This is a genomic window from Enterobacter kobei (assembly GCF_001729765.1).
In the GTDB taxonomy this organism is placed as follows: Bacteria; Pseudomonadota; Gammaproteobacteria; order Enterobacterales; family Enterobacteriaceae; genus Enterobacter; species Enterobacter kobei.
Map to the genome: position 1 here is coordinate 3,922,975 of NZ_CP017181.1, position 13,585 is coordinate 3,936,559.

13 protein-coding genes are annotated in these 13,585 nt (G+C 55.3%); 4 read left to right on the forward strand and 9 right to left on the reverse strand.

The window, feature by feature from the left end; translation table 11 throughout:
- Nucleotides 1-48: 48 nt before the first annotated feature.
- From recJ to xerD, 3 genes are read right to left on the reverse strand one after another with little or no spacing between them, the layout of a single operon-like run.
- Entirely contained in the window at nt 49-1,782 is a 1,734-nt protein-coding gene (gene recJ, locus BFV64_RS18980) for a single-stranded-DNA-specific exonuclease RecJ (RefSeq protein ID WP_032635612.1), read from the reverse strand.
- 5 nt (nt 1,783-1,787) lie between these two features.
- Nucleotides 1,788-2,501, reverse strand: coding sequence for a bifunctional protein-disulfide isomerase/oxidoreductase DsbC (gene dsbC, locus BFV64_RS18985; RefSeq protein ID WP_045134112.1), 714 nt, complete (start codon nt 2,499-2,501; stop codon nt 1,788-1,790).
- 28 nt (nt 2,502-2,529) lie between these two features.
- The gene (gene xerD / locus BFV64_RS18990) at nt 2,530-3,426 is read right to left on the reverse strand and encodes a site-specific tyrosine recombinase XerD (RefSeq protein WP_014885134.1); all 897 of its coding nucleotides are present in this window, start codon (nt 3,424-3,426) and stop codon (nt 2,530-2,532) included.
- 101 nt (nt 3,427-3,527) lie between these two features.
- Between xerD and fldB the strand changes: the two genes are divergently transcribed.
- Nucleotides 3,528-4,049, forward strand: coding sequence for a flavodoxin FldB (fldB, locus tag BFV64_RS18995; protein ID WP_014885135.1), 522 nt, complete (start codon nt 3,528-3,530; stop codon nt 4,047-4,049).
- 5 nt (nt 4,050-4,054) lie between these two features.
- Here fldB and BFV64_RS19000 read toward each other — a convergent pair whose 3' ends face one another.
- Both BFV64_RS19000 and sdhE read right to left on the reverse strand, forming a co-directional pair.
- On the reverse strand, nt 4,055-4,465 hold the full coding sequence (locus BFV64_RS19000) for a protein YgfX (RefSeq protein WP_014885136.1): 411 nt from the start codon (nt 4,463-4,465) through the stop codon (nt 4,055-4,057).
- Nucleotides 4,446-4,712 carry an FAD assembly factor SdhE gene (sdhE, locus tag BFV64_RS19005; protein ID WP_010435322.1) on the reverse strand — a complete coding sequence of 89 codons (267 nt, stop codon included), beginning with the start codon at nt 4,710-4,712 and terminating at the stop codon, nt 4,446-4,448. Before sdhE ends, BFV64_RS19000 begins: the two co-directional genes overlap by 20 nt.
- Before the next feature lie 294 nt (nt 4,713-5,006).
- On the opposite strand from sdhE, the gene ygfZ reads away from it, so the two are divergent.
- Nucleotides 5,007-5,987 carry a tRNA-modifying protein YgfZ gene (ygfZ, locus tag BFV64_RS19010; protein WP_014885137.1) on the forward strand — a complete coding sequence of 327 codons (981 nt, stop codon included), beginning with the start codon at nt 5,007-5,009 and terminating at the stop codon, nt 5,985-5,987.
- Nucleotides 5,988-6,071: 84 nt separating this feature from the next.
- Here the strand turns inward: ygfZ and trhA are convergent, their stop codons facing one another.
- Nucleotides 6,072-6,731, reverse strand: coding sequence for a PAQR family membrane homeostasis protein TrhA (trhA, locus tag BFV64_RS19015; RefSeq protein WP_023331242.1), 660 nt, complete (start codon nt 6,729-6,731; stop codon nt 6,072-6,074).
- A gap of 265 nt (nt 6,732-6,996) precedes the next feature.
- Between trhA and BFV64_RS19020 the strand changes: the two genes are divergently transcribed.
- Nucleotides 6,997-7,728: a MurR/RpiR family transcriptional regulator gene (locus tag BFV64_RS19020; protein WP_014885139.1), complete on the forward strand. Its 732-nt coding sequence runs from the start codon at nt 6,997-6,999 to the stop codon at nt 7,726-7,728.
- A gap of 116 nt (nt 7,729-7,844) precedes the next feature.
- Nucleotides 7,845-9,278: a 6-phospho-beta-glucosidase BglA gene (gene bglA / locus BFV64_RS19025; RefSeq protein WP_014885140.1), complete on the forward strand. Its 1,434-nt coding sequence runs from the start codon at nt 7,845-7,847 to the stop codon at nt 9,276-9,278.
- Between the two features lie 88 nt (nt 9,279-9,366).
- Here the strand turns inward: bglA and BFV64_RS19030 are convergent, their stop codons facing one another.
- The 3 genes from BFV64_RS19030 to gcvH form a co-directional block, all read right to left on the reverse strand.
- On the reverse strand, nt 9,367-10,110 hold the full coding sequence (locus BFV64_RS19030; protein ID WP_014885141.1) for an SDR family oxidoreductase: 744 nt from the start codon (nt 10,108-10,110) through the stop codon (nt 9,367-9,369).
- 70 nt (nt 10,111-10,180) lie between these two features.
- Nucleotides 10,181-13,054, reverse strand: a complete 2,874-nt coding sequence (gene gcvP, locus BFV64_RS19035; RefSeq protein WP_032635606.1) for an aminomethyl-transferring glycine dehydrogenase — start codon at nt 13,052-13,054, stop codon at nt 10,181-10,183.
- A gap of 127 nt (nt 13,055-13,181) precedes the next feature.
- On the reverse strand, nt 13,182-13,571 hold the full coding sequence (gene gcvH, locus BFV64_RS19040; RefSeq protein WP_014885143.1) for a glycine cleavage system protein GcvH: 390 nt from the start codon (nt 13,569-13,571) through the stop codon (nt 13,182-13,184).
- Nucleotides 13,572-13,585: the final 14 nt, after the last annotated feature.

The following is a 13,585-nucleotide window of genomic DNA, read 5'->3' on the forward strand; positions in this document are numbered from 1 at the left end:
AGCGGGATTGTACCGAATCCACGCCCTTTTTTATAGAGATTACTGCCGCTAAATTGGCCAGATATTGTCGATGATGATCTGAAGGGTGCGGTTTCCGCGAAACTCGTTGATATCCAGTTTGTATGCCAGTTCGACCTCGCGCACGCCGTTGTCCGGCCAGATGGCCGTATCGACGTTGAAGGCGATGCCGTCCAGCAGCGGTCCGCCGCCAACGGGCTCAACCATGACTTTCAGATGACGCTCGCCGACGATACGTTGCTGAAGCAGGCGGAAACGGCCGTCGAACAGCGGTTCAGGGAACATCTGTCCCCACGGACCGGCATCGCGCAGCATCTGCGCCACGTCCATTGTCATCTCATGCGGTGAGAGCTCGCCGTCGGACACCACTTCTCCCTGCAACAAGGCAGGGTCAATCCAGTCGGTGACCAGTTCACCAAATAGCCGCTGAAATTCGTCAAATTTCGCCTCTTCCAGCGACAGACCCGCCGCCATCGCATGGCCGCCAAATTTGATCATCAGGCCCGGGTACAGCGTATCCAGACGCTCCAGTGCATCACGCATGTGAAGACCCTGAATCGAACGGCCAGAGCCTTTCAGCGTGCCGTCACCAGCCGGGGCAAACGCGATCACCGGGCGGTGGAAGCGCTCTTTAATGCGCGAGGCCAGAATGCCAACCACACCCTGATGCCACTCAGGATGATACATCGCCAGCCCGCCCGGCAGCGTTTCACCGCTGCGTTCGAGTTTTTCGCAAAGGGTCAGCGCTTCGGCCTGCATTCCCTGCTCTATCTCTTTACGGGTCTGGTTCAACGCGTCGAGCTCATTGGCCAGGACGCGCGCTTCGCCGATGTTATCGCACAGCAGCAGCGCCACACCGACGGACATATCGTCCAGCCTTCCGGCAGCGTTCAGACGCGGCCCGAGGGCAAAACCCAAATCACTTGCCGCCAGCTTGAGCGGATCGCGGTTGGCAATTTCCAGCAGCGCCTTAATCCCCGGACGGCACTTGCCCGCGCGAATGCGGCTTAAGCCCTGCCAGGTCAAAATACGGTTATTGGTATCGAGCGGCACGACATCCGCGACGGTACCCAGCGCCACCAGGTCGAGATATTCGGCCAGGTTTGGTATGGCGATACCGCGTGATTCGAACCAGCCCTTATCACGAAGCAGGGTCCGCAGCGCCAGCATCAGATAAAACGCTACCCCCACACCGGCGAGAGATTTTGACGGGAAATCGCAGTCGCGCAGGTTGGGATTGATGATCGCTTCAGCGTCCGGCAATGTTTCACCCGGCAAGTGGTGATCGGTGACCAACACCGGGATCCCCAGCGCGTGCGCATGATCGACACCTGCATGGGAAGAGATCCCGTTATCAACGGTCATGATCATCTGTGCCCCGCGGGCGTGAGCCTGATCGACCACTTCCGGGCTGAGGCCGTAACCGTCTTCAAAGCGGTTCGGCACAAGGTAAGTGACGTTATCGCAGCCCAGCGCGCGCAGACTCAATACGCTCAAGGCCGTACTGGTTGCGCCATCTGCATCGAAATCCCCTACCACCACAATACGCGTTCCCTCACGGAGCGCGTTGTAGAGCATTTCGATGGCTTTTTCGATGCCGTTGAGCTGCTGCCAGGGCAGCATCCCTTTGACGCTGCGTTCAAGATCCTCAGCACTGCGCACGCCGCGGCTGGCGTAGAGACGCTTCAGCAGGGGTGGGAGATCGTCTGGCAAATCAACCGGTTCAACCGCCTCGCGGCGGCGCAATTTTATCGGGGCTTTCACGCGGATTATTTACCACCAAACTGTTTCTGGTGCGCGTCGAGGAACTCTTTCATCTCTTTTGGTCCCTGGTAACCCGGCACAACATAGCCATTGCTCAGGACAATCGCTGGCGTACCGCTTACGCCGAACTGCACGCCCAGCGCGTAGTGGTTAGCAATATCGATATCGCAGGACGCAGACTTAACCTCTTTACCGCTCATCGCATCGTCAAACGCTTTGTTGCGATCTTTCGCACACCAAATCGCTTTCATGTCTTGCTCTGGCTGGCTCTGCACGCCTGCACGCGGGAAGGCCAGGTAACGCACGGTAATGCCCAGCGCGTTATAGTCTTTCATCTGCTCATGGAGCTTGTGGCAGTAGCCACAGGTGATGTCGGTGAAGACGGTAATCACATGTTTTTCCTGCGCCGCTTTATAGACGATCATCTCTTTTTCGAGCGCATTCAGGTTTTTCATCAGCAGCTGGTTGGTGACATTGACCGGCTGCGCGCCGCTCACGTCATACATTGGCCCCTGAATAATATGTTTGCCGTCTTCGGTGACATACAGCACGCCGCTGTTAGTCAGTACCGTTTTCATCCCGGCAACCGGTGCAGACTGGATGTCGCTGCTGGTAACGCCCAGTTTAGCCAGTGACTGTTTAATAGCGGCGTCATCCGCATGGGCGAACCCGGTAAAAGAGGCTGCCAGCAGGGTGAACAGCGCGAAAGACTTTTTCATAGTTGATCCCGTTACAATTTGTCGGCACTCACGCACGAGGGTGGTGCTGTTGGTGTAGCTGCCGCAGGCGTTCCGTCGCGACATGGGTGTAAATTTGCGTCGTAGAAAGATCGCTGTGTCCCAGTAGCATCTGCACCACGCGTAAATCTGCGCCGTGGTTTAACAGATGCGTCGCGAAAGCGTGACGCAATACGTGCGGCGAAAGCTTTTCACTGTCGATACCCGCCAGTGTGGCGTAATGCTTGATGCGATGCCAGAACGTTTGTCGTGTCATCTGCTGTGCGCGCTGGCTCGGAAACAGGACGTCGATAGACACGCCATTGAGCAACCATGGACGGCCATGCTCAAGATACGTTTCCAGCCAGTAAACCGCTTCTTCTCCCAGCGGCACCAGCCTTTCCTTATTTCCTTTACCGATGACGCGCACCACGCCCTGACGCAGGCTGATGTCGCTCATCGTCAGGCCAACCAGTTCAGAGACACGCAAACCGGTAGCATACAATAGCTCAAGCATGGCTTTATCGCGTAACTCCAGCGGCAGGTCAACAGCAGGTGACTGTAATAATCTCTCAACTTGTGCTTCGCTGAGATCTTTCGGCAGCCGCTGCGGGAGTTTAGGGGACGCCAGAAGCGCACTCGGATCGTCTTCCCGAATCTTCTCACGGTAGAGATGCTGGAACAGCCGACGCATCGCGCTGAGCAAGCGTGCAGAACTGGTGGCCTTATAGCCCCCTTCAACCCGTTCCGCGAGCAGCGCCTGAAGGTCGTCGCTTTGCGCACTCGCCAGCGATAATTCGCGACGCGCCAGCCACTCCACCAGCATGGTGAGATCGCGCCGATAGGCACTGAGCGTGTTCTCGGCCAGATTTTTCTCCAGCCACAGCGCATCGAGAAACTGTTCAACGAGTGCGAGATCCTTTTCCACATCGGCCCCTTTGATTCTGCAGTCAGGCCATTATGCCTGATTGCGACCGGTTTCTGGTACACTACGCACAAAGTCAAAGCATGAATTGAGATAGTTACGCGATGAATATTGGTCTTTTCTATGGTTCCAGCACCTGCTACACCGAAATGGCGGCAGAGAAAATTCGCGACATCATTGGCCCCGAACTGGTGACGTTGCATAACCTGAAAGATGACGCGGTCGCGCTGATGGAACAGTACGATGTACTGATCCTCGGTATCCCAACCTGGGATTTTGGTGAGATACAGGAAGACTGGGAAGCCATCTGGGATCAGCTCGATTCAGTCAATCTCGACGGCAAAATTATTGCGATGTACGGCATGGGCGATCAGTTGGGCTACGGCGAATGGTTTCTTGATGCACTTGGCATGCTGCATGACAAACTGGTACCGAAAGGGGCGACGTTTATCGGCTACTGGCCAACCGAAGGATACGAGTTCACCAGTCAAAAACCGATCATTGCCGACGGCCAGCTGTTTGTCGGACTCGCGCTGGATGAAACCAATCAGTACGATCTCAGCGACGAGCGCCTGCAGGCCTGGTGCGAACAGATACTTGGCGAAATGGCAGAAAAATTTAGCTAAGTGGATTACTCCTGCGTCGGCTGTTGCAACAACATCCGGCGCAGATCTCGCCATTCTGAAGCATCCATACTGTCAGCCGCCAGCCACAGGTGCTGGCAACGCCCGCCGTCCACATTGCGTAACCGTAACATCATGCCGGAGTTGAGCATCCATGGCATACCCAGAATATCCCACTCTTTTCCCTGCCAGCGCAGGCGGGAATCCATCAGTAACTTGATCTCACCCTGACGAGCATTAATGCGACGCTGGCTGCGTACGCTGTCAAAAACGACAAACGAAAGTAATAGCAGCCACAGCGGTGTATAGCTCAGGGGCCATGGCATGAGTAACACGATGGCCGCAACCAGGCCGTGGAGCATTAACGACATCCACTGCGAGCGCCACGAGACGCGAAGATCAGATTGCCACAGGACCACGTTCCCGATTCCGTGTTTGAATTAATTGCACCATCCGTTGCAACTCGGTGTCGGCGGGTTTGCCGTGGTTCATCAGCCAGTTGAATAAATCTGGATCGTCAGACTCAAGCAGGCGAACAAACAGCCGCTTATCATCATCGCTTAAGCTGTCATACTCATATTCGAAGAAAGGCATGATGGAAATATCAAGTTCACGCATGCCGCGACGGCATGCCCAGTGAATACGGGCCTTGTTGTTAATATCCATGTTCAGTTTCCTGCATTACGTTTGGCACAGTCGGGCCCCCGTTCAGTGTTCTTTATTTCTCTACGGGGACACCAGCTAGTGTAACGTGTTTTTGACCGTTTCATTACTGGAATATTGCGATCAACGAGCAGGCTTCCAGAATAACCCCTACAAAGACAGCGGATTACACTATTTTGCGTAGCGCTACGCATAACCGGTTTATGGCACAAATGGTCTGCTGAAAGCGCTTGCATTGCCAGCAGGCTCTTTTACCATTAGGCATTATCAAAGCGTTAAGCAATTCAGGATATCGTTATGGCATTTACACCATTTTCTCCTCGCCAGCCCGCCGCCTCTGCGCGTCTGCCGCTGACGCTTATTTCTCTTGATGACTGGGCGCTGGCGACGCTCGCCGGCGCCGACGCCGAAAAATACCTCCAGGGCCAGGTCACCGCCGACGTCAGCCAGATGACCGAACACCAGCACCTGCTGGCGGCGCATTGTGACCCCAAAGGCAAAATGTGGAGCAATCTGCGTCTTTTCCGCCGTCAGGACGGTTTTGCCTTTATTGAACGCCGCAGCCTGCGAGATGCGCAGCTCAAAGAGCTGAAAAAGTATGCAGTCTTTTCCAAAGTCACTATCGTCCCGGACGACGAACATGTTCTGCTGGGCGTGGCGGGCTTCCAGGCACGTGCCGCGCTGAAAAATCTGTTTGCTGAGCTGCCGGATGCAGAAAAACAGGTCGTCAGCGAGGGGGCCACCTCCATCCTGTGGTTTGAACATCCGGCGGAGCGCTTCCTGCTTGTCACGGATGCCGCAACCGCCGAACGCGTCACCGAAGCACTGCGCGGCGAAGCGCAGCTCAACAACAGCCAGCAGTGGCTGGCGCTGAATATTGAAGCCGGTCTGCCGATCATTGACGCCGCCAACAGCGCGCAGTTTATTCCACAGGCCACTAACCTGCAGGCGCTGGGCGGCATCAGCTTTAAAAAAGGCTGTTACACCGGCCAGGAGATGGTGGCGCGTGCAAAATTCCGTGGGGCAAATAAACGTGCACTGTGGACACTGGCAGGTCATGCCAGCCGCGTACCGGAAGCGGGTGAAGATTTAGAGCTGAAAATGGGCGATAACTGGCGCCGTACCGGCACCGTGTTAGCCGCCGTACAGCTGGATGATGGTCGTCTTTTAGTCCAGGCCGTCATGAACAACGACATGGAAGCCGACAGCGTGTTCCGCGTGCGTGATGATGCGAATACGTTGAGTATTGAGCCGTTACCGTATTCGCTGGAAGAGTGATGCTGTATCGCCCGGTGGCGCTGCGCTTACCGGGCCTACCGATCCCGTCGGTCGGGTAAGGCGAAGCCGCCACCCGACAACAAACTACACCTGCCCCACATACAAATAAATTGCCAAAAAATGGCACACGCTGCCGCCCAGTACAAAACCATGCCAGATGGCATGATTGTATGGAATGCGCTTGCAGACGTAGAAAATGACGCCCAGCGAGTACACTACGCCTCCCACTGCCAGCAACGTAACCCCGCCAACCGCCAGCTTAATCGCCAGTTGATACACCACAATCAGCGACAACCACCCCATGGTCAGATAGGTCACCAGTGACAACACTTTAAACCGGTGTGCAATGGTTAGCTTGAAGAGGATCCCCAGCAGCGCCAGACTCCAGATGACAATCATCAGTCCGCGCGACAGCGGCGAGTTGAGCCCCACCAGCAGAAAAGGCGTATAGGTTCCTGCAATAAGCAGATAGATAGCACAGTGGTCAAATTTCTTGAGCCATATCTTGGCCCGTTGATGCGGAATCGCGTGATAGAGCGTCGACGCCAGGAATAACAGGATCATGCTTCCGCCATACAGGCTATAGCTGGTAATCGCCATCGCGCTGGCATTGGTATCAACCGCCTGTACCAGCAATAACACTAAACCGACTATCCCAAACACCAGGCCAATGCCATGGCTGATGCTGTTGGCTACTTCCTCCGCCAGTGAATATCCCTGTGCGATTAATGGTCTGCTCGCCATACAAAACTCCGGGAAACTAAAGATGATTATTCATCGCATGACTATGCTAACTGAGAATGATTCCAGTGAACACCTGTTAGCTAAAATATTTTCCATGTAATTTTTTTACAATAAAAATCAAAAGCATAGATATATTTTTCACCTGACATTTGTTCACATTAAAATTTATGCGTTATGAATCAATAGCATAAAATTAGATCCTGCCGTCTGGCTGCATGTTATGATGGTTAAACGAGGTCTGAATGAGAGTTTTGCCACTGTGAGTATGTTCACCCACTCCGCCATTGCCAGTCTCAATAACCTGGAGATGATGGTCTACAACTATGTCATTAAAAACCGTGACAAAGTGATGTACATGACCATCCGCGAACTGGCGGATGCGGCGGGCGTCTCAACCACCACCATCCTGCGCTTTTGCCGTAAGCTCAACTGTGAAGGGTATTCTGAGTTTCGCGTGCGCTTTAAGCTCTATCTTGAACAGAACGAACCTCAGCAGGCGAATTTCGGCGCCAGCGAAATTATCAGTTTCTTTAAAAGCGTGAATAATGAAGAGTTCGACGCTTTACTGGATGACGCGGTAAATATCATTCTCTCTTCGGAGCGAATTATATTTGTCGGCGCAGGGACATCAGGATCGCTGGCAAAATACGGTGCCCGTTTCTTTTCGAATATCGGAAAATTCAGCAACCATATTGATGACCCTTATTTCCCGGTCACCAATGATATGGCGAAAAATGCACTGGCAATTGTGCTCTCTGTGTCGGGCGAGACCGAGGAGATCCTGCGCTTCGCCAGCCAGTTCAGCCTGCATCACTGCAAGGTTCTCTCCATTACCAGCCATGAACACTCGCGCCTGGCAAAACTGGCGGACTTTAATCTCTCCTGGCACGTTCCCCAGACGCGTATTGCAGGCGTCTACGACATCACCACACAAATCCCCGTTATCTATATTCTGGAATCTCTCGGACGCAAACTGGCGAAGAAACTGGCGGAATAAAACATCCTGTTTTTTTGATGTGACAAATCACAATTTCCGCGAATTGTTATATCGTGACATTCAATTTCGCTTTGCTAGACTCAAAACCAATACGTCATTTATTGAGAATAGCAGCGATGAAAAAATTGACCTTACCGAAAGATTTTCTATGGGGCGGTGCCGTTGCGGCGCATCAGGTTGAAGGCGGCTGGGACAAAGGCGGCAAGGGGCCGAGCATCTGCGACGTACTGACCGGCGGGGCGCACGGCGTGCCGCGCGAAATCACGCAGGACGTAGTGCCGGGTAAATACTACCCAAATCACGAGGCCATCGATTTCCACGGCCACTACAAAGAAGATATCAAGCTGTTTGCCGAGATGGGCTTCAAATGTTTCCGCACCTCGATTGCCTGGACGCGCATCTTCCCGAAAGGTGACGAAACGCAGCCAAACGAGGAAGGGCTGAAGTTCTATGACGACATGTTCGATGAGCTGCTGAAATACAACATCGAGCCGGTGATCACCCTCTCCCACTTCGAAATGCCGCTGCACCTGGTGCAGGAGTACGGCAGCTGGACCAACCGTAAAGTGGTCGATTTCTTTGTACGCTTCGCGGAAGTGGTTTTTGAGCGCTACAAGCACAAGGTCAAATACTGGATGACCTTCAATGAAATCAACAACCAGCGTAACTGGCGTGCGCCGCTCTTTGGTTATTGCTGCTCAGGCGTGGTCTATACCGAACATGAAAATCCGGAAGAGACCATGTACCAGGTGCTGCACCACCAGTTTGTGGCGAGTGCCCTGGCGGTGAAAGCCGCGCGCCGTATCAATCCGGAGATGAAAGTCGGCTGCATGCTGGCCATGGTGGCGCTCTATCCGTTCTCCTGCAAACCGGAAGACGTGATGTTCGCCCAGGAATCCATGCGCGAGCGCTATGTCTTTACCGATGTTCAGCTGCGTGGCTACTATCCGTCTTACGTACTGAATGAATGGGAGCGCCGCGGTTTCTCCATCAAAATGGACGCAGGCGATGAGCAGATCCTCCGCGAAGGTACCTGCGACTATCTGGGCTTCAGCTACTACATGACCAATGCGGTGAAAGCGGAAGGTGGCACCGGTGACGCGATTTCTGGCTTCGAGGGCAGCGTACCTAATCCGCACGTCAAGGCGTCCGACTGGGGCTGGCAGATTGACCCGGTGGGCCTGCGTTATTCCCTGTGCGAACTATACGAACGCTATCAGAAGCCGCTGTTTATCGTGGAAAACGGCTTCGGTGCTTACGATAAGGTGGAAGAGGATGGCAGCATCAACGATGACTATCGTATCGACTACCTGCGCGCCCACGTTGAAGAGATGATCAAAGCCGTCACCCACGATGGCGTGGATCTGATGGGCTATACGCCATGGGGCTGCATTGACTGCGTGTCATTCACTACAGGCCAGTACAGCAAGCGCTACGGTTTTATCTACGTCAATAAACACGACGACGGCACCGGCGACATGTCGCGTTCCCGTAAGAAAAGCTTCGAATGGTATAAAGGCGTGATTGCCAGCAACGGCGAGCAACTTTAACGCCGTAACGCCGGGCGGCGCTACGCTTGCACCGGCCTACAAAACCTGCGAATCGTAGGCCGGGTAAGGCGAAGCCGCCACCCGTCGTTTATTTCCCGCCCGCCAGTTCAATAAAACTGCCCGTCACGTATGACGCCTTCTCGCTCAGCAGCCAGACTATCGCCTGCGCGACCTCTTCCGGCTGGCCGCCGCGCTGCATCGGCAGTAACGATTTCACGCGATCCACCCGCCCCGGCTCCCCACCAGACGCGTGAATATCGGTATAAATCAGCCCGGGCCGCACGCAGTTTACGCGGATACCCTGCGCCGCTACCTCCAGCGATAATCCGGTAGTCAGGGAATCTACCGCGCCTTTGGAGGCCGCGTAATCGACATACTCCCCCGGCGCGCCCAGACGAGACGCGGCAGAGGAGACATTGACAATCGCGCCACCCTTGCCGCCATGTTTGTGCGACATGCGCTTTACCGCCTCACGGCAGCAGAGAAAATAGCCCGTGACATTGGTGCTCAGCACGCGGTTAATGCGTTCAGCGGACAGATTCTCAATAGTGGATTGCTCAAACAGGATGCCTGCATTATTGACCAGCGCGGTAAGGGGCTCACCTTCGCGATCGAGGCTGTCAAACATGGCCATGACCTGCGCTTCATCGCTAATGTCTGCACGCAGGGCAAATGCTTTTCCACCCGCCTCAACGATCTGATTGATGACGTCCTTTGCGGCTTTGATATTGTGGTGATAGTTCACCGCCACGGTATAACCTTCGCGAGCCAGTTGCAGCGCGGTGGCTTTGCCAATGCCGCGGCTGGCGCCGGTGACCAGTGCAATTGCCATTGTCTTCTCCCAATAAAAAAGCCGGGTGGCGGCTTCGCCTTACCCGGCTTACGTTACTACAGCAAAAAAATTACTGGTATTCGCTCATCGGCACACAGGAGCAGAACAGGTTACGGTCGCCGTATACGTCATCAAGACGCTTCACGGTCGGCCAGTATTTATTCGCCACGCCTGCCGGGAAGACAGCCAGTTCACGGGAATAACCGTGATTCCACTCGGCCACCATCTCGTGCTGGGTGTGCGGAGCGTTAACCAACGGGTTATCTTCCAGCGTCCATTCGCCGTCCTGCACGCGGTCTATCTCCATGCGGATGGCCAGCATCGCGTCAATAAAGCGGTCCAGCTCGGCTTTGCTTTCAGACTCCGTTGGCTCCACCATCAGCGTACCCGCAACCGGGAACGACATGGTTGGTGCGTGGAAGCCGTAGTCGATCAGACGCTTGGCGATATCCAGTTCGCTGATACCCGTCGCTTCTTTCAGCGGACGAATATCGAGGATGCACTCGTGTGCCACACGCCCATCGCGACCGGTGTAAAGCACCGGGAAGGCCGACTTCAGGCGAGTCGCAATATAGTTAGCATTCAGGATCGCGACCTGGCTTGCCTGTTTCAGCCCTTCCGCGCCCATCATGCGGATGTACATCCAGCTGATTGGCAGGATTGAAGCGCTACCGAACGGTGCAGCAGAGACCGCGCCCTGACGGGTCAGCATACCTTCAATCTGCACGACGCTGTGACCCGGCACGAACGGCGCCAGATGCGCTTTCACGCCGATAGGCCCCATGCCCGGACCGCCACCACCGTGTGGGATGCAGAAGGTTTTGTGCAGGTTCAGGTGCGACACGTCCGCGCCGATGAAGCCCGGAGAGGTAATGCCCACCTGAGCATTCATGTTCGCGCCGTCGAGGTACACCTGACCACCGAACTGATGCACCACTTCGCACACTTCGCGGATGGTTTCTTCGTACACGCCGTGAGTCGACGGGTAGGTCACCATGATGCAGGAGAGCTTATCGCCCGCCTGCTCGGCTTTCGCGCGCAGGTCGGCCAGGTCGATGTTACCGTTCTTATCACACGCCACGACCACCACTTCCATGCCCGCCATCTGGGCAGACGCCGGGTTGGTGCCGTGGGCAGAGCTCGGGATCAGGCAGATATCACGGTGGCCTTCGTTACGGCTTTCGTGATAGTGACGGATTGCCAGCAGCCCCGCATATTCACCCTGCGCGCCGGAGTTCGGCTGCATGCAGAGCGCGTCATAACCGGTCAGTTTCACCAGCCAGTCGGAAAGCTGGTTGATCATGACATGATACCCTTCCGCCTGCTCTGGCGGGCAGAACGGGTGCAGCTCGGAGAACTCAGGCCAGGTGATAGGGATCATTTCTGCCGCGGCGTTCAGCTTCATGGTGCACGAGCCCAGCGGGATCATCGCCTGGTTCAGCGCCAGATCTTTGCGCTCCAGAGAGTGCATATAACGCATCATCTCGGTTTCGCTGTGATAACGGTTGAACACAGGATGCGTCAGGATAGCGTCATTGCGCAGCATGCTCTCCTGAATAGAGCGGCTGTCATGCGCGACCTCTTTGTCCAGCGCATCAATATCCAGACCGTGCGCGTCACCCAGCACGACATTAAACAGGTTGACGATATCGTCGCGCGTGGTGGATTCATCAAGGGTGATGCCCACGGCGTGATGAATGTCGCTGCGCAGGTTAATTTGTGCGGCATCCGCACGTGCCAGCACCGCCGCTTTATCTGCGACGTCAACGCACAGCGTGTCGAAGTAGTGCTCATGACGCAGCTTCAGGCCTTTCTGCTGCAGGCCACAGGCCAGAATATCCGCCAGACGGTGGATGCGGCTGGCAATGCGTTTCAGCCCAACCGGGCCGTGGAAGACGGCGTACAGGCTGGCGATGTTTGCCAGCAGAACCTGAGAAGTACAGATATTAGAGTTCGCTTTCTCGCGGCGGATATGCTGCTCGCGAGTCTGCATCGCCATGCGCAGCGCGGTGTTACCGGCGGCATCTTTCGATACGCCAATAATGCGGCCTGGCATGGAACGTTTAAATTCATCTTTCGCGCCAAAGAATGCCGCGTGCGGTCCGCCGTAGCCCATCGGCACGCCGAAACGCTGGGCCGAGCCGAATACAATATCCGCACCCTGTTTGCCCGGAGCCGTCAGCAGCACCAGCGCCATAAAATCAGCGGCAACGCTGACCACCACTTTGCGGGATTTCAGCTCGGCAATCAGTGCGCTGTAATCATGCACTTCGCCGGTGGTACCCACCTGCTGTAACAGCACACCAAAGACGTCCTGGTGATCCAGCACTTTGTCAGCGTCGTCGACAATCACGTCAAAACCAAAGGTTTCCGCACGGGTACGCACCACGTCCAGCGTCTGCGGATGCACGTCCGCCGCCACGAAGAAGCGGTTGGCATTTTTCAGCTTGCTGACGCGTTTTGCCATCGCCATGGCTTCAGCTGCCGCGGTCGCTTCATCCAGCAACGAGGCGGAAGCGATATCCATCCCGGTCAGGTCGAGCGTCACCTGCTGGAAGTTCAGCAGCGCTTCCAGACGGCCCTGGGACACTTCCGGCTGATACGGGGTATAGGCGGTGTACCAGCCCGGGTTTTCCAGCATATTACGCAGGATAACCGGCGGTAACTGCACGTTGGTGTAGCCCATGCCAATGTAAGACTTATAGCGCTTGTTAAGGCCAGCGATGGCCTTCAGCTCCGCCAGTGCGGCGAATTCCGTGGTGGCTTCTCCCACCTGAGGCGGCGTGGCAAGCTGGATGTCTTTTGGCACGATCTGGCCGATCAGTGCGTTTAATGAATCCGCGCCAACCGTTTTCAGCATCTCCTGCTGTTGCTGAGCATCCGGCCCAATGTGACGTTCAATGAAAGCGCCACGGTTTTCAAGCTGGCTTAAAGTCTGTGTCATGAGCGATGGTTCCTGAAACGTGCAGTGAATCGTAGTTATCTGTAACGCTGTTGCCCGGTGGCGCTAACGCTTACCGGGCCTACGTTGATCTGTAGGCCGGATAAGCGCAGCGCCATCCGGCAAAACGTTATTCGTCTTCCAGTAATGCTTCGTACGCGGTCGCATCCAGCAGCGCGGCAACCTGAGATTCGTCACTGGCTTTGATCTTGAAGATCCAGCCACCTTCATAAGGCTCGCTGTTCACCAGCTCCGGCGAATCGCTCAGCGCGTCGTTCACGGCCACAATTTCACCGCTTACCGGTGCGTAGATATCGGATGCTGCTTTAACGGACTCCGCCACGGCGCAGTCATCGCCCGCGCTCACGGTTGCGCCCACTTCCGGCAGGTCAACAAACACCATGTCGCCCAGCAGCTCCTGCGCATGCTCGGTGATCCCTACGGTGTAAGTGCCGTCCGCCTCTTTGCGCAGCCACTCGTGTTCTTTGCTGTATTTCAGTTCTGCTGGCACATTGCTCATTGAAGTTCTCCTGA

Excerpts from the sequence above, each read along its gene's own strand:
- dsbC (WP_045134112.1), bottom strand. The coding sequence starts at position 2,501 with ATGAAAAAGTCTTTCGCGCTGTTCACCCTGCTGGCAGCCTCTTTTACC.
- fldB (WP_014885135.1), top strand. The coding sequence starts at position 3,528 with ATGAATATTGGTCTTTTCTATGGTTCCAGCACCTGCTACACCGAAATG.
- sdhE (WP_010435322.1), bottom strand. The coding sequence starts at position 4,712 with ATGGATATTAACAACAAGGCCCGTATTCACTGGGCATGCCGTCGCGGC.
- ygfZ (WP_014885137.1), top strand. The coding sequence starts at position 5,007 with ATGGCATTTACACCATTTTCTCCTCGCCAGCCCGCCGCCTCTGCGCGT.
- trhA (WP_023331242.1), bottom strand. The coding sequence starts at position 6,731 with ATGGCGAGCAGACCATTAATCGCACAGGGATATTCACTGGCGGAGGAA.
- BFV64_RS19020 (WP_014885139.1), top strand. The coding sequence starts at position 6,997 with ATGTTCACCCACTCCGCCATTGCCAGTCTCAATAACCTGGAGATGATG.
- bglA (WP_014885140.1), top strand. The coding sequence starts at position 7,845 with ATGAAAAAATTGACCTTACCGAAAGATTTTCTATGGGGCGGTGCCGTT.
- BFV64_RS19030 (WP_014885141.1), bottom strand. The coding sequence starts at position 10,110 with ATGGCAATTGCACTGGTCACCGGCGCCAGCCGCGGCATTGGCAAAGCC.
- gcvP (WP_032635606.1), bottom strand. The coding sequence starts at position 13,054 with ATGACACAGACTTTAAGCCAGCTTGAAAACCGTGGCGCTTTCATTGAA.
- gcvH (WP_014885143.1), bottom strand. The coding sequence starts at position 13,571 with ATGAGCAATGTGCCAGCAGAACTGAAATACAGCAAAGAACACGAGTGG.